Raw genomic sequence first — 26,153 nt, 5'->3', positions numbered from 1 at the left:
ATATTATTTAATATTTATATAATAAAAAATAAATCCAAAAAAAAAACAATTATTTAGTGTTTATCCTACAGCTTGACCTATGCTGAATATTGGCATGTAAAGAGCTATCATTAAAACACCAATTATTGCTCCTATAAGAACAATCATTAGTGGTTCTATGATAGATGATAATGCTGCAACTACTGCATCAAACTCTTCTTCATAATATGTTGCTATTGATTGAAACATTTCTTCCATATTTCCTGTTTTTTCTCCAACTGCGGTAAGTTGTGATAATGCGGGAGGAAATATGTGTTCTTCATTTTTTAATAAGGTAGATAATGTTTGTCCAGTAACAATTTGTTTGCTTATTCTATCTAAAGCATAAATAAAAACTAAATTTGTAGTTACAGATTTTGAAATTTTAAGTGTATCAATTATACCAACTCCAGCTCTAGTTAAGTTTGCCATAATCATACACATTCTAGAAACTGTTGCTTTGACTATCAATTCTCCAAACAATGGAAACTTTAAAAATCTTTTGTGCATAACATGTCTAAAACCTTCAACGTTTTTATATAAAAAACCATAGCTAACTCTGATTACCACTATAATTAGTACAATTCTTAAAATATTTGCAGGATCCGCAATGTATCTACTAGCATTTACTATGACTAAAGTTGCTGCTGGTAATTTTACTCCCATGGCTCCATACATTTTTTCAAACACTGGAACAACTTTCCATAACATAAAAATTGTAATTACACTCGCAACTGTAAGAAGCATTACAGGATAAAATAAAGCGCTTTTGATACCTGATTTAATTTTTGCATTCTTTTCTAATAACTCAACAAGCTTGACAAGAAATTCATCTAATTTACCACTGGCTTCTCCAGCTGAAATCATATTTAGATAAATATTATCAAAAACTTTTGGGTGTTTAGCGAATGCGTCAGTTAAATTAGTTCCTGCATTTAAATCTTTAATGATCGTATGAGCTGTCATTTTCATTTTCATATGAACTGTTTGATCTCTTATCATCATAATTGACTCTAAAATGGGCAAGCCTGCTTTAATCATGGTTGCAACTTTTTTTGTAAATTGCAGAAGTTCCTTAGGAGGAACTTTGGCCCAAGGTCCAAAATTTAAATAGATATTTCCTTTGGCTAAAATAATTGGAGAATTACTAATTGGTATATCATCTAACGATTGTTGACCTTTATTATCAGATTTTCCATTCCCTTTTTTAATTGATGTTACAATTATTTTTTTCTTTCTTAATTCTAAAGCTGCATCTTTAGGATTTGATGCTGAAATTTGACCAGTAACTTTTTTGCCAGCTTGAACGCCAGCATATTCAAATGATGCCATATTTACACTACTAAAATTCTAGAATATTCCTCTACAGATAATATACCTTTTTTTATAAAATTTCTTCCAATTGTTTGCATAGTTTTAAATCCATCCTTTATCGCAATTTCTAACATTTCATCTCCTCTAGCATCTCTTAGAATTGCAGTTTCAAGATTAGGAGTTTTTTTCAAAACTTCATAAATACCTTGTCTACCTTTATAACCTGTATTGTTACATTCAGCACAACCTTGTCCTCTTTGTGGTGTAAAATCAGATAATTCTTCTTCTGTAAAACCATATTGTATCAAAGATTCTTCTGTAGCTTTTTCATCATCTACAGAACATGCTGAACAATTTTTTCTAGCTAATCTTTGAGCAACAATTAAACTTAAAGCTGAAGCCACCATAAAATTGGGAACACCCATGTTCGTAAGTCTAACAACTGTAGATACTGCATCATTAGTGTGAAGAGTGCTTAATAATAAATGACCTGTTAATGCAGCTTTAATCGCAATATCGACTGTAGATTTATCTCTTATTTCCCCAACAAGAATTACTTCGGGGTCTTGTCTTAAAAAAGATTTCAAAATAGCTTCAAAAGTTAATCCTATTTCATTATTAGCTTGAATTTGTCCAACACCTTTCAAATAAAATTCAACAGGATCCTCTGCTGTCATTATATTAGTACCTGGGTTATTAATTTTTTTTATACATCCATATAAAGTTGTACTCTTTCCGCTTCCAGTTGGCCCAGTTACCAGAACCATTCCTTGTGGAGCAGTAATCGCTGCTACAAGTTTATCATAATCTTCCTTATCAAGACCAATTTGTTCTAAGCCAAGATCTGGACCAGCTGCCAACAAACGCATTACTACTCTTTCACCTTCTTTAGCTGGTATTACAGAAAATCTTACGTCGATATCTAGATCATCTTCATTTTTAGGATTTGGATTTTTAAATTGTAATTTGCCATCTTGAGGTAATCTTTTTTCTGAAATGTCACATCCTGACATGATTTTTAATCTTGTAATTATTGCATTATAATTCTCCATTAAAAATTGTTTAAATTGTAATTGCTCCTGGAGAACACCATCTTTTCTAAATCTTATCTGAGCTTCTCCACGTCTAAATACTTCAATATGAATATCACTAGTTCCACTGATAAAAGACTCAAGTAATAATTTATCAACAAACTCTACAACTGAATTTTCACCTCCAGATATTTTTACGTTAGGTACTTTTACATTTAATCCTGGTTTACCTTGACCTGTAAATTTATTTTGAAGTGGGCTAGTTTTTACTTCTTGTGTAGCTTCTATTACAGATTTAAATTTTAAAGCTTGATCCAAGTTGCTCGGTTTAGCTACATATAGTTCAACATTGCATCCTGTCATACTTTTTATTTTTCCTGCGAGCGTTGATTTTGTAGGATCAAATAAAGCGATTTTTAAAATCCTTCCATTTAGTTCAAATGGGAGCATTTCATTTGTCATTATGAAATCTTTGGGAAGTTTTTTTACAGCTTCTTTTTTAATTGTTTGTTCTGTTAAAGCAATTTTTCTTAGTGCATAATTTCTTGAGACAGTTGCAACTATATCATCTTCAGAAACTATTTCGTCATTTATTAGATATTCTAAAATTCCTAAAGGAACTTTACCATTACTTTCATATTTTGTTTTAGCATCTGAAAATTGAGCTTCGGTAATTTTACCTCCTGTTTTAAGAAGGTTTGTAATTTTATTGCTTATTTCAGGACTTAATGAAGGCATTTTAAAGTTATATTAAAAATTATAACTTATACAATATTAGCACTTAAAAATATTAGCAATTGAGTTTTTTTATCGTCTTTTGTTTTTTGCTTAAAAAAGCTACCAATGATTGGTATCTTTGAAAATATAGGGTTGTAATTATTTTGATCTTCTCTTGTATTTGTGTAAACACCACCTAAAATAGCTACCTGGCCTGTTTCTAATTGAACAACTGAAGTTATCGATTCTTCTTTTGTTGTTGTATCCCCACCACTTGAAGTTGCACCAGGTTTATTATTAGCAACATCTAATGTTAATTTTACTTTTCTTGATCCTATGACCTCAGGAGTTACAGTCATATTTAAACTTTGGGACACAGTAACTGTACTCCCTGCAGCATCTCCTGATGCAGGTATGATTTTTAACAATGTATCACCTTGAGTTAAATTAGCTTCTTCTCCATCCATTGCGAATAATTTTGGATTTGAAATTGTTTCACTGTTTTCATCATTAATAGATGAATTGATAACAGCTTTTAATTTTGTCATTCCAATATTTCCTAAAATAAATGCTCCACTTGAAACTACTGCATTATCTGTCGGAAAGCCTGCATTTGCTAAACCATCAGACTCGACGCCAATTTCCGTTGATGTAAAAGTTTCTTCAACCGTAGGATTTGTATCTACTCCAACAAAAGTAATTCTGTCTCTACCTGAAACGACTGCTTGGGAATCTATAGCAGTTAAGTTTGCATTAAAAGTATCTGTAAAGTTATCTGAAGCGTTAATTATATAAGCTTCAATCATTACTTGTTTTTTTTCTATATCAATTAAGTTTAAGATTTTCTCAGCTTTGTTTAATTGAGCCATTGTTCCTGTAATCATTAATTGATTATTTAACTCATCATCATTAATTAAAATATCAGTGTTTTCTCCAAAACCATTTGTTAATGGATCGATTAAGTCTCCTGATTTAGCATAAAAAATTTTAAATAATTCTGTGTAAGTATTTTCAACTATATTTCCATCTGAATCTGAATTTGCACTGCCTCCATTTTCTAATGTTTCTAAATTTTTACTGACTTGAAGAGTTCTCTCAATTTTTGATTTTTCAAGTTCAGCAAATACTTCCTTTGTGTGCACTCTAAGTAAACCAGAGTCTTTATCTACTGTCATTATTAAACTATTGATATCTAAAATTGCATATACTGCTGAACCCCATTTTATATTTTCAAAATCAATTGTAATCTCTCCTTGAACTTCGTTTCCAATGATTATGTTTCTTTGCACAAGACCAGCAAATAATTTTAAAGCTGATCTTATTTCCATGTTATTAAATTTTAAAGTTACTTCTGTATTTTCAAGTTTCTTAATTTCTAAATTTTGATCAACGATCTCCAAAGATTTTTTTGTTTCTAAAGATCTGTCGGTTAATGACACTCTTCTTGTTAGTGGTTTTTTGTCTCCCAAATTATTATTTCTTGATAAAATATCGATTGCATCTTGTGTAAATTTCGTTGATGTTTCTCTAAAATTTTCCGCAGTATTAACTACATTGTAAGTTTCAATTTCTTGAACAGCACCTTTATCATCTTGATCATAACTCATATTTGGTCTCTTTGGGCCGCAAGAACTTATTACATAGGCGAGGGTGATAAATAATATTATCTTTAAATATCTCATTAATTAAATAATTCCTCTACATTAGTTATTGTTTCACCATTATCATTATTTTGTCCATCAGTCACTGAGCTAGTTTCATCAGATATATCATCTTGGGCTGTACCGGTTGCATCACTTAGATCGGTATTTCCAGTTTGTGGTAGAGATGCAATAGCTTGACCTACAATAGGTGTGTTTATTAAAAATTCGTATTCTATATTTTCCTCTAATACTAACATTTTAGTTGTTTCGATTGAAACTATAACTCCATCTTTATTACCTATTCTATCACCCTCTCTTACCATATATTGTCCACCATCAATTTCTATAATAGCTAAATTTTTTCTATCTATTTTGAAATCATTAATACTTTTCTTACTTAACGAATTGTATTCAATTTTATCATAAGCATAAATTGGTATTTTTATTAATTGATTTTCATTTAAGACTAATGTGTTTTGGTCAAATTCATTAAACTCAATCAATTCCATTGTTTCTCTTTCGTATCTTGCGGCAATATCGCTTAATGTTTCTTTATCATTAGTTACGTGTATAAAGAACGGTAATAATAATTTATCTCCAATTAAAACAACTTCATCATCTGTAATATCATTATAGGAAGCTAATTGAATTGGATTAATATTATATCTTTTTGATATAGAATTTATAGTCTGCCCCTCTTTAACAATATGTATTCTATTAGGAATTACCAATTTATCTCCCTTAACCAATTTTCTTGATCCGGGATATATTCCATTAGCTAATTCTATCTCTCTTAATGAAAAACCATACATAAAGGCAATTTTTTCTATTGTTTCATTATCTTCAATCGTATGAGTTGTTGGAATTTTAGCAGAGTCATATTTTTTAATTTTTTCTCTTTTAAATTTTTTAACTGATTTTTTACTTAAAGCAGTGCCTTTTAAGGTGTACTTATTTAATGTATAAGCAACCATAGGATCTATATTCAATACTGTAATTATTTCATCTCCAGTATCAGTTTCATTTTTTCCAGTTTCCTCTTTAGGTTCAGTTACTTCAACATTTTCAACAATTTCAATTATCTCAGTAGTTTCCTCTACTAATATTTCCTCTAGTATTTCTGTGTCTTGATTTTCAACGACTTCTTCAACTACTTCCTCTACTATTGGTTCAGGCTCTTTAATTAAACCAATATCATTTGTAAATGGATCATTTGCCATCAATTTGGAATTAAAAAATACGAGTATTATAATATATAAATATTTCATTATTTTTTCTTTTTCCCCGCTTTAATTAATTTAGACAAAACCACCTCATTATCAAAACTTTCATTTTCTAAAGAACCTAATGACAAACTTGAATTAAATTTTTTAGAAATAGTTTCATTTGGTAATTCCTCTAATTTAGGAGCTTTTTTTCCATCTTCTTTATAAAGAGCTATTTTATCTTTTTCGGAAAACTCTACTATTGCATCAATCTTACTATCTTTTACGATATCTTTTTCTGAAAAATTATTCATCATGTTAACTACAGCTTGGTCATCTTTTGCTACACCAGAAAACAGTACATTATTTTTTTCATTTATCGAAAAACTTGTTAAACGGATATCTTTTGGAACTATCTTATTTAGGTTTGCATATAAGTTAGCTGTTGTTTTTAAATTTGATCCTAAAGATGAAACTTGTTTTGTATCATCTTTAATTTTTGACATCTTTGCTTTATAACCATCCAAAAGACTTTTCTTCTGTTCTAAGTCTTCTTGTAAACTTGCTGCTTGACTAATTTTTGAACCATTGTTTATCATTTTTAATAATTTGAATGGAACTACATGGCCTATAAAAATTAATATAAAAACTGCAGAAATTGTTAAACAAAAATTTCCTAACGATTTTGATTTTCTATTAATTTTTATCTGATCAAAGTTAGATAATAAATTTATTGATAAAATTTCTTCTGATGACATATTAAAAGGATTTAGTTTTCTTGAAGCTGCACCAATTGCTTCTGACGCCAAAGATTTATTTGATAATGAGTCTAGAAATTTTTTGGCTTGGTCTGAAAATTCTAGCATATCTTCTGGATTATAAACTTTGACAACAATATCATTAAGTTGTCTTTCAATTCCTTTTGACAAATTTTTAATTTTACCTTTGTCAGTAACAATAGTAATAACGCTTATTGGATCATGTTCAAATTTAGTTTCAAATTCTACGAGCGACTGTTGAATTTGAGATCCTAATCTCTCAAAAATCTCATCCCAAAATTCTGTCTCAACACTTTCAACTTCTTCAACTGTATCTAGCAAAACCTGATCAGCTTCAATGATATTTATTTCAGAAAATTGAAATCCTTTATTTGAACTAATTGTTAAATTCTTACTTTCTTTAGTATAGTTAAATATTACGTTAGGTGTTTCAAACCCTTCTTTGCCAAGTTCAATTCCTTGTGAATTCATAATTGCAAATGGAGATAATTCTAAAATTATTGGATTGTATCCCGCTAGCCTAAATATATTTGCATAAGCCTCTACAAATTTTTTTTCCATTGTTACTAGAGCAACATCCATAATTCCTAATTCCTCATTAGTATTAAGAACCGTATACGATGTTTCGTATTCTTCTAAATCATCTGGTGTTTCATCAAATTGATCCCAAAAACCACCAAGTGCTGTAGATTCTCTTAAAGTTTCGTCATCCATTATTGGAATTTGTAAATTATAAATTTGAGCTTGATTTGGGGATAACGAAATTACAACATCTTTTGTTTTAGTTTTTATAGAGTCTAATGCATTTTTAACTTGATCACTCAAAAATGTTGTTGCTGAAAATATATCTTGATCATCCCCAACACCAGAAATTTGTTGGTTTGAAAAATTTTCAATCTTATATTGTTTTTTTTTGAGAGATATTTCTGCAACTTGAATATATTTATCTCTAAACACTACTCCTAAAACTCTTTCATTTTTTAAATGATTTTTACCTATAACATTAATTATTGGCTTAAATGCTTTGGCTATTGGAGGTCCAAGTTTATCGATCATAATTTTTAAAAAAACTTATAGAATCACAATAATAAATACCGAATCACTACACAAGCATTAGTTGTGTTTTTTAAATAAACTTATTCTGTAAAAAAAACTTGAAAAAATGATGCTTTTAGAGCATCTAAGCAATTATGAGTCTTCATGACAAACTAAAAACTTATCCAAAGGAATACGATTTATCTGACATCCATATTAGATCGAATCAACCTTTTGCAATAAGAGAAAATGGAGAAATAAAAGTTTTCAATAATGATGTAGTAACAAGACAAGATATAGAAAGTTTTTGGAAACAATCATTAGATAAAGCTCAATACGATTATTTAATTAGCAATGGTGATCTTGATTTTGCTGTGGTAGTAGATGGCCAAAGATTTAGAGCTAATGGATACTACTCATCATATGGACCAAGTATGGTCTTGAGAAAAATTATAAGTGAAATTCCAAACATAGAAAAATTAGGATTACCTCCTGCAGCACATGAAGCTATTACTCATAAAACAGGTTTGGTTTTAGTAACGGGGCAAACAGGCTCAGGTAAATCTACTTCATTAGCAGCTATGATTGATCAAATTAATTCTCATAGAGCTGAAAATATAATCACAATTGAAGATCCAATTGAATTTGTTCATCCTGCTAAAAAAAGTATTGTTTCACAAAGAGAGGTCGGTAAAGATACTGGAAGTTTTGCGAAGGCTCTTAAATCTGCATTAAGACAAGATCCAGATGTAATTCTAGTTGGTGAAATGAGAGATCTTGAAACTATTTCTTTAGCACTCACTGCTGCTGAAACAGGTCACTTAGTATTTGGGACTTTGCATGCTAGTAGTGCAGCATCAACTATAACAAGAATATTAGATGTATTTCCTCCTGCTCAAAAAGAACAGGCTCAAACAATGTTAGCCGGTTCAATTAGATTGGTAATGGCTCAACAACTTTTAAAAAAAAAAGGTGGTGGTAGAATTGGTTGTCATGAAGTGATGACAGGTACACCAGCGATAAGAAATTTAATAAGAGAAGGTAAAACAGAACAGATACAGTCTACTTTACAAACATCTGCTAAAGATGGGATGTTTACAATGGAAAAATGTTTAGAAGGTCTTAAGCTGAAAAAATTAGTTGATTAAATTTTAAGGCTGTTGAATAAATCTTTGTTGTGGAAGAATTGCCTTGAATGATCCATTTCCTTTACAATTATTTTTAGTGTTTTCACCTAGGCCTCTATTCTTACTTGATGGATTTGGATTAATTTCTCCTTCACATATAAGTTCAAGGTTAATGTCACCTTTTACTTCCACCTCTATTTCTCTAAATTTGATACCACTCGCAGTAGACTTTGAAATAATATTGTTATAAAAATAGTTAGCAGCAATAAATGCAAAAAATGCTATTAAAAAGATTTTTATGTTTTTAAATTGTTTTTTTAGATATTTCATAATTTTATCAGTAGTTATTATATATTTTATTCCTGAAAATTCTAATGCAAATATCTACCAATTAATTTGTAAAAATAAAAAAAATACTACTGTATGGGTTTACTCTAACAAAAGAAAACAAGTTGTTTTATCTAAAATAAATAACAATAACACCAAAATAAACTTTTCAATGGAAAGACAAACGCCTAATTCCTTTTTGTCAAAAGGAGCTTTATCTGGATATCAGACAGATATAACTTATGATAAAAATACTGGCGAACTTGCAATGTTGCAAAAATCTTTAAGAGGCTCCAATCAATTCTATAAATGTGCTGCACCAAAAGTTATTAAAAAAGAATAATTAGAAAATTAACGTTAATAAAGTTCCTCCATCTTCTTTATGTTCATAGCTCATTTTCTTTGCAATATTCTTTATAAAATGAATTCCTAATCCACCTGGCCTTACGTCATTCAATTCCCTAGGCTTAATTTGGTTTTCTGATACTCTGGTTCCATAATCTCTCAGTTCAGCTTTTAAACTAACATCAGAAATTTTTTCTAGAGTAATTTTAATCTTTTTTGTTTTGTCAAAATCATAAGCATAACGAATAATATTTTGTAACGCTTCATCAATAGCCAGTTTAATAAGGAAACTATCTATTTTTAAGTCATGTTTTTTACAAAACATTTCAACATTTTTTCTAACATTTTTTAATTCTGCAGGGTCGGAATTAATCTCTAATATCATTATTAGTTTTTAATATTATATCCTTTTTTTAATAGAATGCTTACAACAGTTACACAGACTAATAAAAAAACTACCATTGATATAACGCTGATCCATATATTAAAATCTGATACTCCATAAAAAGAAAATCTTAAACCGTTAATCAAGTAAACCACTGGATTAAAATATGTTACCATTTGCCAAAATGGAGGCAACATATCTAAAGAGTAAAGACTTCCACCTAAAAAAACCATGGGCGTTATTACTAGTGTTGGAATAATAGACATTTGCTCAAAATTTGAACTCATTAAACCAATTAGAAAACCAAACAACGCAAACGTAAACGCTACAAGAAGGAGTAAAAAAATCATAAGTAATGGATATTGCACTTCAACATCAACAAAAAAAGTTGAGGTGATGAATATAATCAGACCTACAATCAAAGTTTTTGTAGCTCCAGCGCCAACAAAAGCTAAAACAATTTCAAAAGTTGAAATCGGAGCAGCTAAAATTTCATAAATAGTTCCATTAAATTTAGGAAAAAAAATACCAAACGAAGTGTTACTTATTGATTGAGTTAGTAAAGTTAACATCAATAAACCTGGAACAATATAAGATCCATAACTAACTCCATCAATATCTTTGACATAACCACCTATTACTGATCCAAATACAATAAAGTACAGAGAAGTAGATAAAACTGGAGACAATATTGATTGCATTAGGGTCCTTCTAAATCTGTCCATCTCATGAAGATAAATTGCTTTAAGTGCGTAAAAATTAATTTTCATTTTTTTCCTTTACCAAACTTACGAATATTTTCTCTAAAGTACTTTGTTCAGTTTTTAAATCTTTCAACTTTAATCCAGCATCTTTAATGTCTTGTAATAAAGTAGTTATCCCTGTTTGTTTGGCCTGTACATTATATGTATAATCTAAAGCCATATTATCATTAACAAGTGAAAGATTATATTGATCTAAAACTTTTGGGATTTCATTTACTTTTTCTTGAAGTTCTACAGTAAGTTTTTTATGACCCATCTTTTTTAAAAGTTCTTTTGTCTGATCAACAACAATAATCTCTCCTTGATTGATAACACCTACTCTATCAGCTATTGCTTCAGCTTCTTCAATGTAATGAGTTGTTAAAATAATAGTTACACCTGTTTTTCTTAAGTCCTCAACAACTTTCCACATATCTTGTCTTAATTCCACATCAACACCTGCAGTAGGTTCGTCTAAAAATAAAATGGAAGGCTCATGTGAAAGAGCTTTTGCAATAAGCACTCTTCTTTTCATTCCCCCCGATAATTGTCTTAATCTTTGATCTTTTTTATCCCAGAGACTTAATTGTTTTAAAATTTTTTCAATATGCTCTGGATTTGGTTTTTTTCCATATAATCCTCTTGAATATGAAACGTTATTAAAAACTGTTTCAAAAGACTCTAATGTCAATTCTTGTGGTACAAGTCCAATTCTAGATCTTGTTTCTCTATAATCATCAATGATATCAAAACCATCAACAGTAATTTTTCCATTTGATGGTTTTACTATTCCACATATGATGCTAATCAATGTTGTTTTGCCTGCACCATTAGGTCCAAGCATTGCAAAAATTTCACCTTTTTTAATTTCAAGGTTTATGGTTTTAAGTGCATTAAAACCATTATCATAAGTTTTAGATAAATCTTTTATTGAAATTTCAACTTCCGACATCGTTGAATATATAATTGCTAAAAAAATTTATACAATTAAATTTTAGTTAATTATAACTAGGAATTTTAATTAAATAGTTTTCCAGACATGCTGTATTCGTACATTATTTTCATGTCATCAAGAGTTAATTTTTTTGGATTACCTCCAGTTGAAGGGTCTTCTAATGCAAGTTTAGATAACTTATCTATTTCTAAATCTTTTTCAGAAATTACCTCTGATAACTTATGTGGAATATTGAGTTTTTTTCTTAAATCTATTATCCATTGAATAAAACCATCAAAAGATTTGTTATCCAGATTTATATATTCACATATTTTGATTATTTTTTTTTCAATAACATCTTTATTAAATGTTAAAACATAAGGCATAAATATTGCATTGGATAATCCATGATGAATATTATTTACTCCATTGACTGGATGACTAAGAGAATGAATTGCACCTAAGCCTTTTTGAAAAGCAGTTGACCCCATACTTGCAGCTGTTAACATATTCATTCTCGCTTCAATATTTGATCCATCCTCAACAGTTTTTAACAACCATTCTTTTATTAATCTTATTCCCTCCAAAGCAATTCCTTCAGCCATAGGATGATAACTAGGCGCACAGTAAGCTTCAAGACAATGTGCTAAAGCATCCATACCAGTTGCAGCAGTTATATTTGCTGGTAAGTTCACTGTTAAAATTGGATCTAAAATTACAATTGAAGGTAAAAATTTAGGATGAAAAATTATCTTTTTAATACCTGTATCTTCATTAAGAATAACTGAAGCTCTTCCAGTTTCTGAACCAGTGCCAGCTGTTGTTGGTACTGCAATAATGGGTGGAATATTGTCTGAGTTTGCTTTTGTCCAGTTGTCTCCCACATCTTCAAAATCCCAAAGAGACAAATTCTGTACAGACATAAATGCAATTGCTTTACCAACATCTAATCCGCTACCTCCTCCAAAAGCAATTACACCATCACAATTATTTTTTTTATAAACTTTAACTCCTTCATCAACATTGCTTCCAGTTGGATTTCCCACTACATTTGAAAATAACTCAACATCAATCCCTTGGTCATTTAAATTCTTTAATGAATTTTTTATAATCTCAGAATTACTCAAACCTTTATCTGTAACTAACAGAGGTTTTTTAATATTTAAGTTTTTACATGCATTATTTAAATCTTTAATTCTATTTTCTCCAACCCACATAGTTGTAGGATAATTCCAATTATAGTTATTCATGAACTGATATTTTTAAGTGATTATCTTAATTAATCAATTTTTTTTAATTTTTAAGTAAATAGCAGGCAAGAAAGTTGCAATTACAAATGATAAAAATAATAAAGATTGAGATATAAATGGATTAAACAGATCTTTTTCTATCATTGTCCCAACTAATAAACTTTTTGAAAAATCTGGGGATGGAAATAATAAAAATCCTCCAATTAAACCTATTATAATTGCTCTATAAGCAAATTTTTCATTTAATCTTTTATTATAAAAACTGTAAAAAATTGTAATTACAAAAGCACAACAAAACAAATCTGCTAATAAAAATAAATATAAAATACTAAATCCTTTAGAAGCTACATAAAAAGCAATTATAGATAATCCAACAATTATATATTTTGATAATTTTAAATAATCAGTTTTTTTATCTAAATTAAAAGTAGCTTTACCATCAACTACTATCAAACTTGAAATTGCATTAATTAAAGTATCAACAGTAGAAATAGTTAAAGCTAATGCTAAAATTATTATTAATAAAGAAATGTATTTTGTATTTTCATTTAATAAGAGTGTAAAAAATCCTAAATCTGGAATAATTTTTGAGTTTATTGAGATAGCAACCAGACCTGAAAAACCCATAAAAAAAACAATTGGAATTATAATTAAAAAAGAAACTAAAAGACTTTTCTTTAAGGTTTCATAATTTTTTGCAGCATAAACTCTTTGCCAATTTCCTTGATGAAATAAATTTGTAGCTGCAACTGCAATAAAAAAAGTTAATCCAGCTGTATAACTTGGAACATAATTTGCACTAACTAAATGAGGGCTTTTTTCTTTTATGAATGCTAGAGAAAATTGATCGGCATTAAAATTTAATATGTAATTAAAAGAAACAATTAATAAAATAAATATTACTATCATTTGAATATTATCAGTAAAAATTGAAGCTCTTAAACCTCCATAAAGTGTGTAAACTAATGTTGATATAATGATTATCAAAGACGTAATCCATAATTCAGTTCCTGAGATATAATTTATTAAAAAAGCAACAGCAGTAAGTTCAGCACAAAGAAATATGAACATATAAAAAATACTCATTAATAAAACTAATTTGAATAAACTCTTACCAAATTTTTTTCTAACAAATTCAATTAAAGTTGATCCTTTTTTAAAGTCTTTTCTAATTTTTTTTCCAAGAAATATAAAAGCAATCATTGGAAATGCTGTTCCAAGTGCATAACCAATTACAGCACCCATTCCACCCCAAGTAGCTGCAGAAGCTGGACCAAATAAAATCCAAGCTCCTAAGGCAGAAGCAACCAAACTTAAAGTTAAAGAAAAAGATTCTATATTTCTATTTGCAGTTAGATAATTGGATAAACCTTTGAATTGCTTAGAATAAAATATTCCCAAAAAACTAAAAATTAAACTAATTGATACAACTAGTAAAAGTGAATTTGATTGACTTAATAAATAGTTTTCCATTTTTCCCTTTCTGAATTACCGGACAGGTTCTTAGGGTTTAATCTCAGTCTTTTACGACACCCCTTGAGTATATTTTAGATTAAATTAAATGTTTTTCAATAAGATAATATAGAGTGAATATTATCAATGAAATACATATCATTATAAAAACTTTTTCTTGATTACTCATGTTCTTTTATTTTCCATTATTTCTATCATACATTGTGTAGCATATTCTCTCCACTCGGAAGATGATTTATTTTTTAAACTATTTAAATGATCTCTATTATTTTTAATATCTTCTTTGTGTTTTATTTTATCAGCTTCTTCTAACTGTAATTCCATATTATCTAAATTTGTTTCCATAGCTGTAATCCAATCTTTTCCAAGCTTTACACACTTTTCATCATCTTTTTCATCACAAATTTGTTTAAAAAAATTAAAGATAACGTCGTCTGTTTTATTTAGATTACTCATATACATAATTTTCTTATTATTAATTGAATATTTCAACTATTAATTTTATATATTGCTATCATGAAAGAATATAACATTGCATGTATTGCTGGAGATGGAATTGGAAAAGAGGTTCTTCCAGAAGGAATAAAAATTCTAAATGAAACAGCACAAAAACATCAATTCAAAATAAATTTAGAGGAGTATGATTTTGCATCATGTGATTATTATGAAAAGCATGGAAAAATGCTTCCAGATGATTGGAAACAAAAATTAACTAAACATGATGCTATATTTTTTGGAGCAGTTGGAATGCCGGATAGAGTCCCCGATCATATTTCTTTATGGGGATCATTACTTCAATTTAGAAGAGAGTTTGATCAGTATATAAATCTTAGACCTGTAAAATTATTTCCAGGAATTAATCCTCCATTAGCAAATAAAAAACCTGGTGACATTGATATGTTAATTGTTAGAGAAAATACTGAAGGTGAATACTCATCAGTTGGTGGAAGAATGTTTAAGAATAGTGATAGAGAAATAGCTATTCAAGAAACTATTATGTCTAGACATGGGGTAAATAGAGTTCAAAAATTTGCTTTTGAATTAGCTAAAACTAGAAAAAGAAAAAAATTAACAAATGCAACAAAATCAAATGGTATTTCAATTACAATGCCATTTTGGGATGAAATATTTAATGAAAACAAAAAACTTTATCCTGATATAGAAACTGATCAGTTTCATATTGATATTTTGGTAGCAAGATTTGTATTAAATCCAGAATGGTTTGATGTTGTTGTGGCTTCAAATTTATTTGGTGATATTTTATCCGATCTTGGACCTGCATGTACTGGAACTATAGGTATAGCTCCTTCAGGAAACATTAATCCTGAAAATAAATTCCCATCATTATTTGAACCTGTTCATGGATCAGCGCCTGATATTGCAGGACAAGGAATAGCAAATCCAGTTGGTCAAATTTGGTCTGGAGCTATGATGTTAGATTATCTAGGAGAAAAAGAGGCGGCTAATTCAATAGTTACTGCAATTGAAAAAACTATATCTGATAAAAATAATAGAACAAAAGATTTAGGTGGAGATAGTAATACAGTTAATTGCTCAGATGCAATTAAATCAAATCTTTAAGGATACTTTTTATATTTTGGGAGTTTGTCAGTAATTTTATAATAATCTGATTTTCCTTTCATAAAAATATTCATAGATGTTTTTAATTTAGTGGGTTTATTAAAAATACCAGCAGAAATACAGATTTGATCAGTTCCCAGAACTTTGAAAAAAATACTTGCTCCACAATTCTTGCAAAATCCTCTCTTTGCTCTTTTAGAAGATTTAAACCACTTCAATGTTTTTTTATTTAAAAACTTTAATTCTTTCTCCTCAACTTTAGTATAGGCTGCAAAATTTCCATGAGTTTTTAAACATTGAATACAATGACAGTTTTGAACATCTCTATGATATCCTGTGGTCTTAAAGCTAACATTTCCACATAAACACTTTGCTTTAAGTGATAATTTTTTCATTAAAAATTATTTTTTAAAGCAATTATTAATAAGAATAGCCATTAATATCCAAACAATAAAAGCTTCACCGTGTGTAAAATTATAATCAGCACCTGCAAAGCCAGCAATTATATTTAAAGCATAAATTATTATTGTTGAAGCAACTAAACTTACAACTAAGTTTATTAATCCATTTATATATTTAATCATGAGTTTATTTTGATTAAAAAAAAATTAATTGAAACAAAAAAATTTAAATTCGATTCACTTGAGAGGAGAGTTATTTTTGATATCGAGATATTACTAAATCAATTGGTTGTATTCAATTAATATATTTGCCTCAAATATAAATAAATAAATTGATAGTATTTAATAGTTTTTATAAGCTTAATTTATAGGAGGTAGAGAATGAAAAACAAAACACCACCTGACACTTAGCTGATCCAAAGCTCAATTAATCAAACTAAAAAACTTAAAATCCAATCGGATTTAAAAGCCACAGAGGCAACATAAGAGGAGCCCTTTGGTAAGTTAGCTAAAGGGCGAACCTCTAAAAGTTAATTTAAAGTTTTAGTAATTTCTAAAGGTAAAGGTGCTTCAGGATATTTAATCTTGCAAAGTTCTTCGTATTTTCTACAAAAATTAATAATCGTTTCATAAACTTCATCAGATTTTTTTTGGTCTTTTAATAAATCTAATTTTTTTATCATATCATCTCTTTGATTTTCCAATTCTTTTACTTGTGCTCCTGATAAATATTCTCCAGTTTCTATTTCCCAAAAAGTATCATTAAGTTCATCTTCTTTAAGTGTATTCAATTTATTTTGTAATTCTTTGATTACTTCATCATCTGTTTTGGTATTTCTCATAGGAGAATTTAATAACTTTCCTAAACATTTATCTTTTAAACCATCAATAAAATGATCATAAGGTCGTCCTTCAGATAAATCTCTAAAATGATTTGAGCTGAAATACTTATTAATAGCTGATTTTGTTGTTACTTTTTCTTTACCTTTAATAACTGCAATTTGAACATAAACTTCTTGGCAAATATATTCCTCTAAATGTTCAGAAACTGATTTAGGGATCATGATTTTATGATTTTAATCGATCGTTATTACTATCAAAGGCAGGTTCATCTATTACTACAGCTTTTATTTTTTCACCTTGGATATCAATTAAAAATTCATTTCCAATTTCAGCTAATTTTGTATCAACATAACCAAAAGCTAAACTCTTATTTATTCTGTAACCATAGCCGCCGGATGTTGTTAATCCAACAATCTTGTCATTAAAATATATTGGCTCATTTCCATGTGCATCAGCATTTTTTGCAAAAACTTCCATATAAACTAATTTGATTTTTCCACCTTCAGAATTTAGTTTTTTCACGACATCTGACCCAACAAATGTATCTTTTTTATCTAAATTAAAAAATCTATCTAAGCCTGCTTCAACAACACTTATTTCTGGTGTCAGTTCAGTCCCCCACCCTCTATAACCTTTTTCTATTCTTAATGAGTTCATTGCATGTGCTCCAAAATCTATAATTTTGAATTCTTCACCAGCTTCACATAAAAGGTCGTATAATTTTGCCATATCATTCATTGAATGATGAAGCTCCCATCCAAGTTCACCCATATAATTTACTCTTAATGCAACAACTGAAATGTCCTTTATTTTTATCTCTTTAGATTTTAACCATGGGAAATTTTCATTACTTAAATCAATATCTGTAATTTTTTGAAGTACTTTTCTTGAATTTGGTCCAATAATTCCAATCACACCTTTATCTAATGTAACATTCTTAATCTCAACTTTTTCATCTTTCAATTTATTCTGATTTAACCAATCTAAGTCTCTGATTTCCGAAACTGCTGCTGATAATGCATAATAATGATTGTCTTTTAATTTGGTGATTGTTAATTCACTTTGAATTCTACCAATGTCATTCAAAATATGAGTTAAAACAATGCTGCCATCTTTTTTAGGAATTCTGTTAACACATAGTCTATCTAGAAATTTATAACTATCTTCACCAGTGATTTCATATTTAGAAAAAGTTGAGAGATCAATTAACCCAACATTCTTATGAACCTCTTCACATTCTTTTTTGATATAAGGTTCGATATTATTTCTTTTATAACTAAGCTCTTCTTTAATTTTATCTTTATTAAACCAAGCTGGTTTTTCCCAGCCATATAAATCAAAATACTCTGCACCTTTATCTTTTAATTTGTCATATATAGGAGTTGTTTTCATGGGTCTTCCAATTTCAACAACATCATGAGGTAAAGGTGTTACATACATTCTTCTGTATTGTTCTTTAGATTTCTCAACTGAATATTCTTTATTTACCCAACTCATATATCTACGTGGCTCAAATTCCATCATATTAATTTCTGAATCTCCATGCACAATCCATTGAGCCATATATTTTCCAGCTCCACCACCATGCGCTATTCCAATACTTGCTGCACAAAACATCCAAAAGTTTTTAAGTCCTGGCGCAGGACCTGCTAGAAAATTATCGTCAGGTGTGTGAGTTATTGGACCACAAATTATTTTTTTAATTCCAACATCTTTAAATTGAGGAATTCTATCCATCCCTTTTTCTAAATGATCAGCAATCCTATCAAGATCTGGCTCTAGTAATTCCATATCAAATTTCCAATCCATTCCATCAAGAGCCCATGCAGCAACATCTTTTTCATAAGGTCCAATTAATAATCCTTTTCCTTCTTGTCTTAAGTATGATGAAGAATCTGGATCTCTTACAACAGGCAATTCTTTATCTAGTTTTTCTATTTCAGGATGAGAGTCTGTTACTAAATATTGATGTACCATGTTGATACTTGGAACATTTTTTAAACCAACCATTTGAGCAACTTCAGGACAAAAACTTCCTGCAGCATTTACAACATGTTCACAAACTATATCACCCTTCTCAGTAATAACTTTCCATTCTCCAGAAGGTAACTGTTCAATATCAGTTACTCTATTTTTTCTATAAATTTTTGCTCCACCATTTCTTGCACCTTTTGCCATTGCATTTGTTGTGCTTGTGGGATCTGTGTATCCATCCTCTGGTGTTAGGAATGCTCCTTTTATTCCATCTAATTTTATGAATGGATGATACTTATGTATTTCATCAGTAGAAATTATTGAACAAGGTGAGCCAACGATATCTAATATTCCTTTTGTATAATCAAACCACTCTAAATCTTCTTTTGTATAAGCAAGTCTTAAACTTCCTGTTTCATGAAAACCAGTTGGTTGTTCAGTTTCTTTTTCTAAAGATTTATAAAGGTTAGTTGAATGTAAATGTATTTTTGCAAGATTTAAACTTGTCAACATATGAGGACACTGTCCTGCTGCATGCCAAGTGGAACCAGATGTAAGCTCACTTTTTTCAATTAGTACAACGTCACTCCATCCTTCTTTAGTTAGATGGTAAAGAAGGCTTACACCCATAATTCCACCACCAACGATAACTAATTTTGCGTGAGATTGTATTTTGTCCATTTTAATTTAGCACGCTATTACACAGCGGAACTAAAATAAAAATAAATATCAATGCAATCACAATTGGTCGCATCTCAATCAGTAATTTTTTTCTCAAATCTTCTTTCATTATAAAATAATTCTATTTCAATAACTTAACTATATAATTTTTATTTAAAATAATTTTTTTAATGTTGTGCTCTAAACTTTGTATGACAAGATTTGCAGTTTGCCCACATAAGTTTGCCGATTGAACCTCTGATGTCATCAGTAGTTTCAATGATAGATGCTAATTCAATCATATCGTTTGAAGATTTAGTCATCAGAGCGTTAAACTCATCTTTGTTTTCCCATATGGCAGGTAGTGACTCTGTTTTAAAACCTTCTTTTGTATTCTCTGGAAAATATTCTAATAAACTTTTATAATTTTCACTCATCTCTTTCATTAATTCTTTGGCCTCATCAAAATCACCATTAGACGCAAGGGATTGAACTCTTTTTGCAGTATTGTAATTTTTGCTGAAAATTGCTTTTCTTCCTTTAATTATCTCCTCTACTGATAGCTCTGAATAAGCTGGTACAATTAAAGTTATTAAAAAACTAAAAAACAAAATATTTTTAAAAAGTAGTTTAATATGTTTTAATTTCATATGAAGATATTTAATACTATATCGGAATACGGTATTATTTCAAAATTATTTCATTGGATAACAGCTATTTTATTATTTTTACAAATTCCTGCTGGCTTTTATTTAGTTGGATTAGATTTTGGAGAAGAAAGAATTACTGTAGAAAATTATCATGTTATAGGTGGAATTTTAATATTTTATATTACGATTTTTAGATTAATTTATAAAATTTTCAATCCAACTCCTTCTTTAAATAACAGTCTTTTTCCAGGTCAAAAATTAATTGCAAAGTTAAATCACATTTTTTTATATTTAACAATTTTCACAATCACAATTTCAGGAGCATTAAAAAAACTTTTGGGAGGTGAAAAATTAAATATTTTTATTAGTAAAATTAAAATTAAAAGTAACTTTGAACTTGCTGAATTATTTTATGAAATTCACATATATGCAAATTATACATTGATAACTTTAATATCTCTTCATATCTTTGCTGTGATTATTCATAAAATTATTTTTAAAGAAAACATTTTAAAAAGAATAATTTGATCAATGGATATTTTTTGAGTTTTTAATTAAGTAGTGTAAATTTTTACCTTGTTCACATAATTTAATTAAACCTGAAATATTTTTAATACCTCTATTCTTTGCTTCCTTTAATAATAATAAAAATAATCTTGAGGTTATTTTGCAATCTCCTAATGCACTATGGCGAATTTGATCATCCATCTTAATTTTAAAAAAATCACATAAATTATCTAATTGATAATTTTTTAAATCTGGGAACAAACCTGCTGATAAAAAAATTGTATCTATTGGCTGTATGACTGACATCCTTCTAGCAAGATCTGTACCCTTTGAATCATTTTTTATAAACCCAATATCAAAATCAATATTATGCCCAACTAAAATACTTTTTTTTAAAAATAAGAGTATTTCTTTATTTATATCAAGAAGGGATGGTTGTGATTTTACATCCTCATTTGTTATACCATGTATTTTAGTTGAAGTATGAGGAATTTCAATTCCAGGATTAATTAAATAATCTAAATAATTTTCTTTATCGATTTCAAAATTACAAATTTTTAAAGCTGCAACTGATACAATTTTGTCCCCTTTGTTTGAGTTAAGACCTGTGGTTTCAGTATCTAAAATTACAAAATTTGATTGCTCTAAACTTACCTGATTAAATAATTTCCTTTTTTCAAAAAAATATTTGATTTTATTAAAAATATTCTTCACCAATATCTACCCTAACTTTTGATTTTAATTCTTTAATTTTTTTTAAATAGATTTTTAAAACTTTTTTCTCTCTCTCTAAAAGATTTTTTGGATTTATAAAATTTTTAATAACTAAATTTTTCTTTGATCTTTCAACTTGATTTTTAAGTAATATACTTGACATAAATCGATGAGCATTTTTAAAGAAATCAGTCTCATCGTTAGTTAAAACTCCTAAGTTATTTAACTCATCCAGTCTTTCGAATGTTGAGATTTTAGTAATTTTATTTTTTATTGAATATAACCTAATACTTTCTACTAATGGAAGTGTTCCGGTATGTTTTAAATTTAATAGACCAATATTTTCCTCATCATTTTTCTCTAATATGAATTGACCAAAAAAACCAATTGCTGCATCACTATCTTCCTCACTAAAGTATAAAAATTTAAGCAACTTTTTTTCTTGTAACTTTTCATTTATGTGTTTTCTGAGCTCTTCGGCTAATTCATTTTTCCCGTAAACTGATCTAAAATCATAAAGCATATCTATATTTCTCATGTCTTGAGGAGCATGATTATTTAGCCAATTAGAAACTTGAGATTTCCAATCTTTTAAATTTTTTCGCCAAAGAGGATTGGAGGCCATCAAATCACCTTTACAAAATGGAATGTCACAATCGTCTAATGTTTTAGTGAAATCTTTTGCTAATTCTTCAAAATATAAATCTACTTTTTTTGGATCTTCAGATGTATTTTCATCATAAATTATTCCATTATCTTGATCTGGATGCAAAAAACTTTCCATTCTGCCTCCTGATCCCATTACAATTACCGAATAATTTGGAATATTCTTTATTATATTTTTTTCACCTACTCTTTTTTCAGCTAAACGAATTGCCCTTCTATAAATAACATTGTTTAAAAAACTTAATAAATAACAAATATCTCCTGGATATACGTTCCTAGATAGCATTTGTTCTGCAATATTTATTTGTTCTTTTTTAATTCTAATTAAACCTGAGGCATCTTCTTCATCATAAGTCATGCCATCAATTTGGTTCATGATTTCACCAATTTCTGCTGCAAGAGCAGAATTCATTTGAATCATTCCAAGTACATTCTTTTCCATATCTAAAACAGGCAAATGATTTACATTTAATTTTCTCATTTTACCCACTGCATGAAATAACAAATCATCTTCATATACAAATTTAACATCAGCAGTCATTACTTGATTTACGGTTGTTTTAAGATCAGCTTTGAAAGCAACTCTTTTCAAAATATCTTTTTCGGTAATAATTCCTAAAACTTTTTTATTTTTATTTATAATGATTGTTGATTTTTTTGATTTTCTCAGCTCTTCAATTGCATCAACGACAAGGCAATCATTTTCTACAAGAATAAAATCATCACTCATAAAATCCATGATTTTATTTGTAAATAAATCTACACTATTAGATCTTTTAAACATAATTATCTAATTAACATCAAACGCACATCTAAAACCAACATATATCGCATAAAAATTTGAGGGTTTATATTGAGCACCTTCTTTTCTTGTTTTTGATCCACCGTACCACCAGGAAGCACCCGCTGTTAATGAATTATCTTTCCTGATATCATCAATCCATTCCCAAACATTTCCACCCATAGCAACTAAACTATTAATTCCCTCTGGTAATGATGTTACATCCACATGTTTATTATAATTCAATATACCTTGAGAGTTCATTTTTTCAGCCTTATCTCCACTTGGGTATTCATAAGTTTTGCCTTTTAAAAATTCATTAGAATTGAATTGTTGTGTATAAGCTGCTTTAGACCATTCCTCAAAACTTGGTAGTCTTCCATTTATTGATTTACAATAATTCTCTGCTTCAAATCTACTTATATGAACAGCTGGCTCTAAATTACTTTTAGGAATTTTTCCATAAGGTGTTCTATAATTCCAGCCTTCTCTTTTCTCCCAGCCGGCTCCCCATTCGTAACCACCACCAGTTTTTTCAGCTTCAGTAGTAATATTATTTTTTTTTGCGTATCTTTTAAATTCTTCAATAGTGATTTCATATTTATTTAATGAATAATTTCCAAAATTAATTTTGATGTTTTCAAATGCTTTAACTGGAAGAAAATTTAAGAATAATAATAAAATTAAAAATAACCTAATCATTTTTTTATAATTACACAGTTAAGTGAGTCCACAAATCTTAAAATTTTAGGATAATTTAAATTAATTTCTCGTATTCCTTTAACTAATTCATCTTTATTAAAGTCAAGAAGTACTGAAATATATTTTTGTTTAATCATATTTAAATATGAGTATCTGTTAATTTTTACATGAAAATCAAAAATCTTAATTTTAATATCTTTATTATTTTTTAAAATTTTTTTTCTTATTTCAGTGTCTTTTTTTAAAGAATGATTAAGTTTTTTCTTCATTTTTGAAAAAGTTGGAATTTGGGTTCGTTTTTCATTAATAGAAAAAATCATTAATTTTCCATTATTATTTAATGCATTTTTGCAATATTCAATTAAACTTGGAACATCTTTTAATGGGAAGAAATGAATAGTTTGTTTTATTATAATTAAATCAAATTTTATTTGATTACTTCTCAAAAATTTAAAAGCATCAATTTTTTTAAATATAATGTTTCGATCTTTGTCTTTATGATTAACAGGATCAATTCCAATTGGTTTATTTTTTAATTTTACTTTAGTTTTTATTTTTCCTAAAATCTTACCTCTACCACAACCTATATCTAAAATATTTGAATCTTTATTAAGTTTTTTATTTTTTATTAAAAATTTAACAAAACTATCAATGTATTCTTTTGAAGAAAGCCATGTTTTATTATCCCAATTTTTTAGCTGAGGCATAATTTAATTTAAATTAATTTTATTTTAATTTAAATAAAGTATTATTAACTAATGTTAAAAAAACTTCATATTTTTTTAGGTGCAACAGTTGCTGATGCAGCGGCAAGACCATTGCACTGGGTATATGATGAAAAGAAATTAAAATCTTATATCAAAAATAAAAGAGAAATAGCTTTCTTAAAAACTAACAAGTGTCCTTTTTATTCAATAAATACAGGGGAAGTATCTGGATATAATGATGTGGGGCAAGTAATGTTCAAAACTCTTAAAGACAATAAAGACAAGAAAACATTAATTGATGATTTTAAAAAAAATGTAATTAGAAACTTTGGCCCAGGCTCAAATTATTGGAAAAATTTAAAATTTAGAAAAAAATATAAAAAAATTAAATGGAAAAAACCAATTAAAGGCCCTTGGATCCATCAAAATATAATGGAAACTATTAAAAATATTAAATCAAAAAAGAGAATAACTGGTGGTAAAAAAGTGAATGAGTCAGATGGATATTGTGCAACTTTACCTTATTATCTTCAAAATCAATCTCTGAATAAAAGCAAATCAATCATTAAGACTATTGCAAACAAAAAGTTAAGTGAACAATTTGCTTTGGCAAAATTTGAAATAATTAATTTTGCTGATCAAAAATATAAAGATCCTGTAAATTCATTTTTAAAAAAATATAAAAATAACAGCTATTTTAAAAATGTTGTTGAAAATATTTTAAAAGTTAAAAAAGAAAAAAATAAACCTCACACTTTTGTTGTAAAAAAATTTGGTAAAGCTTGCAGTTATCCTGGTACTTTTAATGGATCAATTCATGCTATTATCACTTCAACTAATTTCAAAAGTGCGATTAATAAAACTATAAAAGCTGGTGGATGTAATTGTTCTAGAGCAAACTTTGTTGGAGCTTATTTTGCAGCTTTAAAAGGAATTAATGGTATTCCTAAAGAATGGATTTCAAAAACTAAACCTGCAAAGGAAATTTTAAGACACATTTCTTAATGCAAGAACCATCAATTAGTTACATTTTAAAACTCTCTATTCCAATTTTTTTTGCAAATTTAGCCATTCCAATGGTTGGTATCATTGATACTGCATTAATGGGAAACTTAGGAAATTTATCATATCTATCAGCTACATCAGTTGCGGCTAATTTATTTTCAATGATATTTTGGAGTTTTGGTTTTTTAAGAATGGGTACTGTGGGTATGGTTTCTCAAGCTAATGGTAAAGAAGATTTTAATGAGATCACTAATATTGTTTCAAGAAATTTATTATTTGTTTTAATAATTTCTATCTTTTTAATAATTATTCAAAATTATATTCTTTATATAAGTCTCAGAGTATTTGAATTATCTGATGTAACTCAAGAGCTTTATAAAGAATATTTCAATATAAGAATTTATTCAGCACCTGGAGAGTTAACACTTTATATAATAACAGGTTTATTTGTTGGATTACAAAAAACCAAAATCTCAAGTATCGCTGTTGGTTTTTTTTCAATTCTAAATATCTTTTTGAGTATAATTTTAGTTACAAAATATGATCTAAATATCAAAGGTGTTGCTTATGGAACATTATTTTCAGCTTTAATTACATCTTCAATTTTTTTAATTTATACCTTTATTTACCTGGGAA

At 28.2% G+C, this 26,153-nt stretch carries 27 protein-coding genes; 6 read left to right on the top strand and 21 right to left on the bottom strand.

What is annotated here, in order from left to right:
• Positions 1-60 precede the first annotated feature (60 nt).
• The 5 genes from ACTT9D_RS04260 to ACTT9D_RS04240 form a co-directional block, all read right to left on the bottom strand.
• Entirely contained in the window at positions 61-1,350 is a 1,290-nt protein-coding gene (locus ACTT9D_RS04260) for a type II secretion system F family protein (RefSeq protein WP_440930581.1), read from the bottom strand.
• 2 nt (positions 1,351-1,352) lie between these two features.
• Positions 1,353-3,101, bottom strand: a complete 1,749-nt coding sequence (locus ACTT9D_RS04255; protein WP_440930580.1) for a GspE/PulE family protein — start codon at positions 3,099-3,101, stop codon at positions 1,353-1,355.
• Positions 3,102-3,127: 26 nt separating this feature from the next.
• Positions 3,128-4,687: a hypothetical protein gene (locus ACTT9D_RS04250; RefSeq protein WP_440930579.1), complete on the bottom strand. Its 1,560-nt coding sequence runs from the start codon at positions 4,685-4,687 to the stop codon at positions 3,128-3,130.
• 74 nt (positions 4,688-4,761) lie between these two features.
• Complete coding sequence (locus ACTT9D_RS04245; protein WP_440930578.1) at positions 4,762-5,991, bottom strand: LysM peptidoglycan-binding domain-containing protein; 1,230 nt, start codon at positions 5,989-5,991, stop codon at positions 4,762-4,764.
• On the bottom strand, positions 5,991-7,763 hold the full coding sequence (locus tag ACTT9D_RS04240; protein ID WP_440930577.1) for a PilN domain-containing protein: 1,773 nt from the start codon (positions 7,761-7,763) through the stop codon (positions 5,991-5,993). Before ACTT9D_RS04240 ends, ACTT9D_RS04245 begins: the two co-directional genes overlap by 1 nt.
• A 134-nt stretch (positions 7,764-7,897) precedes the next feature.
• Between ACTT9D_RS04240 and ACTT9D_RS04235 the strand changes: the two genes are divergently transcribed.
• Entirely contained in the window at positions 7,898-8,890 is a 993-nt protein-coding gene (locus ACTT9D_RS04235; RefSeq protein WP_440930576.1) for a type IV pilus twitching motility protein PilT, read from the top strand.
• A gap of 3 nt (positions 8,891-8,893) precedes the next feature.
• On the opposite strand, the gene ACTT9D_RS04230 is transcribed toward ACTT9D_RS04235, so the two are convergent.
• Positions 8,894-9,199: a hypothetical protein gene (locus tag ACTT9D_RS04230; RefSeq protein WP_440930575.1), complete on the bottom strand. Its 306-nt coding sequence runs from the start codon at positions 9,197-9,199 to the stop codon at positions 8,894-8,896.
• Here ACTT9D_RS04230 and ACTT9D_RS04225 point away from each other — a divergent pair.
• Entirely contained in the window at positions 9,168-9,539 is a 372-nt protein-coding gene (locus ACTT9D_RS04225) for a hypothetical protein (RefSeq protein ID WP_440930574.1), read from the top strand. The two genes, ACTT9D_RS04230 and ACTT9D_RS04225, sit on opposite strands and share 32 nt — an antisense overlap.
• Here ACTT9D_RS04225 and ACTT9D_RS04220 read toward each other — a convergent pair whose 3' ends face one another.
• The 6 genes from ACTT9D_RS04220 to ACTT9D_RS04195 all read right to left on the bottom strand — a co-directional run bounded on the left by ACTT9D_RS04220 (position 9,540) and on the right by ACTT9D_RS04195 (position 14,782).
• Entirely contained in the window at positions 9,540-9,926 is a 387-nt protein-coding gene (locus tag ACTT9D_RS04220) for an ATP-binding protein (protein WP_440930573.1), read from the bottom strand. It lies immediately after the preceding gene.
• A gap of 2 nt (positions 9,927-9,928) precedes the next feature.
• Positions 9,929-10,696: an ABC transporter permease gene (locus ACTT9D_RS04215; protein WP_440930572.1), complete on the bottom strand. Its 768-nt coding sequence runs from the start codon at positions 10,694-10,696 to the stop codon at positions 9,929-9,931.
• A complete protein-coding gene (locus tag ACTT9D_RS04210; RefSeq protein WP_440930571.1) occupies positions 10,686-11,621 on the bottom strand; it encodes an ABC transporter ATP-binding protein in 936 nt (311 codons plus the stop codon). The genes ACTT9D_RS04215 and ACTT9D_RS04210 overlap by 11 nt, the downstream gene beginning before the upstream one ends.
• 65 nt (positions 11,622-11,686) lie before the next feature.
• Positions 11,687-12,853: an iron-containing alcohol dehydrogenase gene (locus ACTT9D_RS04205; RefSeq protein ID WP_440930570.1), complete on the bottom strand. Its 1,167-nt coding sequence runs from the start codon at positions 12,851-12,853 to the stop codon at positions 11,687-11,689.
• A gap of 33 nt (positions 12,854-12,886) precedes the next feature.
• The gene (locus ACTT9D_RS04200; RefSeq protein WP_440930569.1) at positions 12,887-14,326 is read right to left on the bottom strand and encodes a sodium:solute symporter family transporter; all 1,440 of its coding nucleotides are present in this window, start codon (positions 14,324-14,326) and stop codon (positions 12,887-12,889) included.
• Between the two features lie 165 nt (positions 14,327-14,491).
• Positions 14,492-14,782: a hypothetical protein gene (locus ACTT9D_RS04195; protein WP_440930568.1), complete on the bottom strand. Its 291-nt coding sequence runs from the start codon at positions 14,780-14,782 to the stop codon at positions 14,492-14,494.
• Between the two features lie 60 nt (positions 14,783-14,842).
• Here ACTT9D_RS04195 and ACTT9D_RS04190 point away from each other — a divergent pair, with 60 nt between their 5' ends.
• Complete coding sequence (locus ACTT9D_RS04190) at positions 14,843-15,907, top strand: tartrate dehydrogenase (protein ID WP_440930567.1); 1,065 nt, start codon at positions 14,843-14,845, stop codon at positions 15,905-15,907.
• Here ACTT9D_RS04190 and ACTT9D_RS04185 read toward each other — a convergent pair.
• The 5 genes from ACTT9D_RS04185 to ACTT9D_RS04165 all read right to left on the bottom strand — a co-directional run bounded on the left by ACTT9D_RS04185 (position 15,904) and on the right by ACTT9D_RS04165 (position 20,435).
• Positions 15,904-16,302, bottom strand: a complete 399-nt coding sequence (locus ACTT9D_RS04185) for a GFA family protein (RefSeq protein ID WP_440930566.1) — start codon at positions 16,300-16,302, stop codon at positions 15,904-15,906. The genes ACTT9D_RS04190 and ACTT9D_RS04185 overlap by 4 nt on opposite strands.
• A 6-nt stretch (positions 16,303-16,308) precedes the next feature.
• On the bottom strand, positions 16,309-16,491 hold the full coding sequence (locus ACTT9D_RS04180; RefSeq protein WP_440930565.1) for a hypothetical protein: 183 nt from the start codon (positions 16,489-16,491) through the stop codon (positions 16,309-16,311).
• Between the two features lie 347 nt (positions 16,492-16,838).
• Entirely contained in the window at positions 16,839-17,372 is a 534-nt protein-coding gene (locus tag ACTT9D_RS04175) for a hypothetical protein (protein ID WP_440930564.1), read from the bottom strand.
• 4 nt (positions 17,373-17,376) lie between these two features.
• A complete protein-coding gene (locus ACTT9D_RS04170; protein WP_440930563.1) occupies positions 17,377-19,806 on the bottom strand; it encodes an FAD-dependent oxidoreductase in 2,430 nt (809 codons plus the stop codon).
• Between the two features lie 167 nt (positions 19,807-19,973).
• Complete coding sequence (locus tag ACTT9D_RS04165) at positions 19,974-20,435, bottom strand: cytochrome c (protein WP_440930562.1); 462 nt, start codon at positions 20,433-20,435, stop codon at positions 19,974-19,976.
• Between ACTT9D_RS04165 and ACTT9D_RS04160 the strand changes: the two genes are divergently transcribed.
• Positions 20,436-20,963: a cytochrome b gene (locus ACTT9D_RS04160; protein WP_440930561.1), complete on the top strand. Its 528-nt coding sequence runs from the start codon at positions 20,436-20,438 to the stop codon at positions 20,961-20,963.
• Here the strand turns inward: ACTT9D_RS04160 and ACTT9D_RS04155 are convergent, their stop codons facing one another.
• Genes ACTT9D_RS04155 through ACTT9D_RS04140 form a run of 4 tightly spaced genes read right to left on the bottom strand, consistent with a single transcriptional unit; the run spans position 20,964 to position 24,512 of the window.
• The gene (locus tag ACTT9D_RS04155) at positions 20,964-21,656 is read right to left on the bottom strand and encodes a 3'-5' exonuclease (RefSeq protein WP_440930560.1); all 693 of its coding nucleotides are present in this window, start codon (positions 21,654-21,656) and stop codon (positions 20,964-20,966) included.
• The gene (locus ACTT9D_RS04150; RefSeq protein ID WP_440930559.1) at positions 21,640-23,106 is read right to left on the bottom strand and encodes a DUF294 nucleotidyltransferase-like domain-containing protein; all 1,467 of its coding nucleotides are present in this window, start codon (positions 23,104-23,106) and stop codon (positions 21,640-21,642) included. Before ACTT9D_RS04150 ends, ACTT9D_RS04155 begins: the two co-directional genes overlap by 17 nt.
• Positions 23,107-23,112: 6 nt before the next feature.
• A complete protein-coding gene (locus ACTT9D_RS04145; RefSeq protein WP_440930558.1) occupies positions 23,113-23,805 on the bottom strand; it encodes a formylglycine-generating enzyme family protein in 693 nt (230 codons plus the stop codon).
• Entirely contained in the window at positions 23,802-24,512 is a 711-nt protein-coding gene (locus ACTT9D_RS04140; RefSeq protein WP_440930557.1) for a class I SAM-dependent methyltransferase, read from the bottom strand. The genes ACTT9D_RS04145 and ACTT9D_RS04140 overlap by 4 nt, the downstream gene beginning before the upstream one ends.
• Positions 24,513-24,563: 51 nt before the next feature.
• Between ACTT9D_RS04140 and ACTT9D_RS04135 the strand changes: the two genes are divergently transcribed.
• Both ACTT9D_RS04135 and ACTT9D_RS04130 read left to right on the top strand, forming a co-directional pair.
• Positions 24,564-25,517 (top strand): ADP-ribosylglycohydrolase family protein, encoded by a 954-nt coding sequence (locus tag ACTT9D_RS04135; protein ID WP_440930556.1) that lies wholly within the window; start codon positions 24,564-24,566, stop codon positions 25,515-25,517.
• Positions 25,517-26,153 (top strand): MATE family efflux transporter (locus ACTT9D_RS04130; RefSeq protein ID WP_440930555.1); only part of this gene is annotated, 637 nt, incomplete at its 3' end. The genes ACTT9D_RS04135 and ACTT9D_RS04130, both read left to right, overlap by 1 nt.

Origin of the sequence: Candidatus Pelagibacter sp., assembly GCF_052049815.1 — a bacterium.
Classification (GTDB): domain Bacteria; phylum Pseudomonadota; class Alphaproteobacteria; order Pelagibacterales; family Pelagibacteraceae; genus Pelagibacter.
This window is presented reverse-complemented; position numbering and strand designations above follow the sequence as displayed.

Bases quoted from the DNA above. Each gene is read 5' to 3' on its own strand.
- ACTT9D_RS04260 (WP_440930581.1), bottom strand. From the start codon at position 1,350: ATGGCATCATTTGAATATGCTGGCGTTCAAGCTGGCAAAAAAGTTACT.
- ACTT9D_RS04255 (WP_440930580.1), bottom strand. From the start codon at position 3,101: ATGCCTTCATTAAGTCCTGAAATAAGCAATAAAATTACAAACCTTCTT.
- ACTT9D_RS04250 (WP_440930579.1), bottom strand. From the start codon at position 4,687: ATGAGTTATGATCAAGATGATAAAGGTGCTGTTCAAGAAATTGAAACT.
- ACTT9D_RS04245 (WP_440930578.1), bottom strand. From the start codon at position 5,991: ATGAAATATTTATATATTATAATACTCGTATTTTTTAATTCCAAATTG.
- ACTT9D_RS04240 (WP_440930577.1), bottom strand. From the start codon at position 7,763: ATGATCGATAAACTTGGACCTCCAATAGCCAAAGCATTTAAGCCAATA.
- ACTT9D_RS04235 (WP_440930576.1), top strand. From the start codon at position 7,898: ATGAGTCTTCATGACAAACTAAAAACTTATCCAAAGGAATACGATTTA.
- ACTT9D_RS04225 (WP_440930574.1), top strand. From the start codon at position 9,168: ATGTTTTTAAATTGTTTTTTTAGATATTTCATAATTTTATCAGTAGTT.
- ACTT9D_RS04230 (WP_440930575.1), bottom strand. From the start codon at position 9,199: ATGAAATATCTAAAAAAACAATTTAAAAACATAAAAATCTTTTTAATA.
- ACTT9D_RS04220 (WP_440930573.1), bottom strand. From the start codon at position 9,926: ATGATATTAGAGATTAATTCCGACCCTGCAGAATTAAAAAATGTTAGA.
- ACTT9D_RS04215 (WP_440930572.1), bottom strand. From the start codon at position 10,696: ATGAAAATTAATTTTTACGCACTTAAAGCAATTTATCTTCATGAGATG.
- ACTT9D_RS04210 (WP_440930571.1), bottom strand. From the start codon at position 11,621: ATGTCGGAAGTTGAAATTTCAATAAAAGATTTATCTAAAACTTATGAT.
- ACTT9D_RS04205 (WP_440930570.1), bottom strand. From the start codon at position 12,853: ATGAATAACTATAATTGGAATTATCCTACAACTATGTGGGTTGGAGAA.
- ACTT9D_RS04200 (WP_440930569.1), bottom strand. From the start codon at position 14,326: ATGGAAAACTATTTATTAAGTCAATCAAATTCACTTTTACTAGTTGTA.
- ACTT9D_RS04195 (WP_440930568.1), bottom strand. From the start codon at position 14,782: ATGAGTAATCTAAATAAAACAGACGACGTTATCTTTAATTTTTTTAAA.
- ACTT9D_RS04190 (WP_440930567.1), top strand. From the start codon at position 14,843: ATGAAAGAATATAACATTGCATGTATTGCTGGAGATGGAATTGGAAAA.
- ACTT9D_RS04185 (WP_440930566.1), bottom strand. From the start codon at position 16,302: ATGAAAAAATTATCACTTAAAGCAAAGTGTTTATGTGGAAATGTTAGC.
- ACTT9D_RS04180 (WP_440930565.1), bottom strand. From the start codon at position 16,491: ATGATTAAATATATAAATGGATTAATAAACTTAGTTGTAAGTTTAGTT.
- ACTT9D_RS04175 (WP_440930564.1), bottom strand. From the start codon at position 17,372: ATGATCCCTAAATCAGTTTCTGAACATTTAGAGGAATATATTTGCCAA.
- ACTT9D_RS04170 (WP_440930563.1), bottom strand. From the start codon at position 19,806: ATGGACAAAATACAATCTCACGCAAAATTAGTTATCGTTGGTGGTGGA.
- ACTT9D_RS04165 (WP_440930562.1), bottom strand. From the start codon at position 20,435: ATGAAATTAAAACATATTAAACTACTTTTTAAAAATATTTTGTTTTTT.
- ACTT9D_RS04160 (WP_440930561.1), top strand. From the start codon at position 20,436: ATGAAGATATTTAATACTATATCGGAATACGGTATTATTTCAAAATTA.
- ACTT9D_RS04150 (WP_440930559.1), bottom strand. From the start codon at position 23,106: ATGTTTAAAAGATCTAATAGTGTAGATTTATTTACAAATAAAATCATG.
- ACTT9D_RS04145 (WP_440930558.1), bottom strand. From the start codon at position 23,805: ATGATTAGGTTATTTTTAATTTTATTATTATTCTTAAATTTTCTTCCA.
- ACTT9D_RS04140 (WP_440930557.1), bottom strand. From the start codon at position 24,512: ATGCCTCAGCTAAAAAATTGGGATAATAAAACATGGCTTTCTTCAAAA.
- ACTT9D_RS04135 (WP_440930556.1), top strand. From the start codon at position 24,564: ATGTTAAAAAAACTTCATATTTTTTTAGGTGCAACAGTTGCTGATGCA.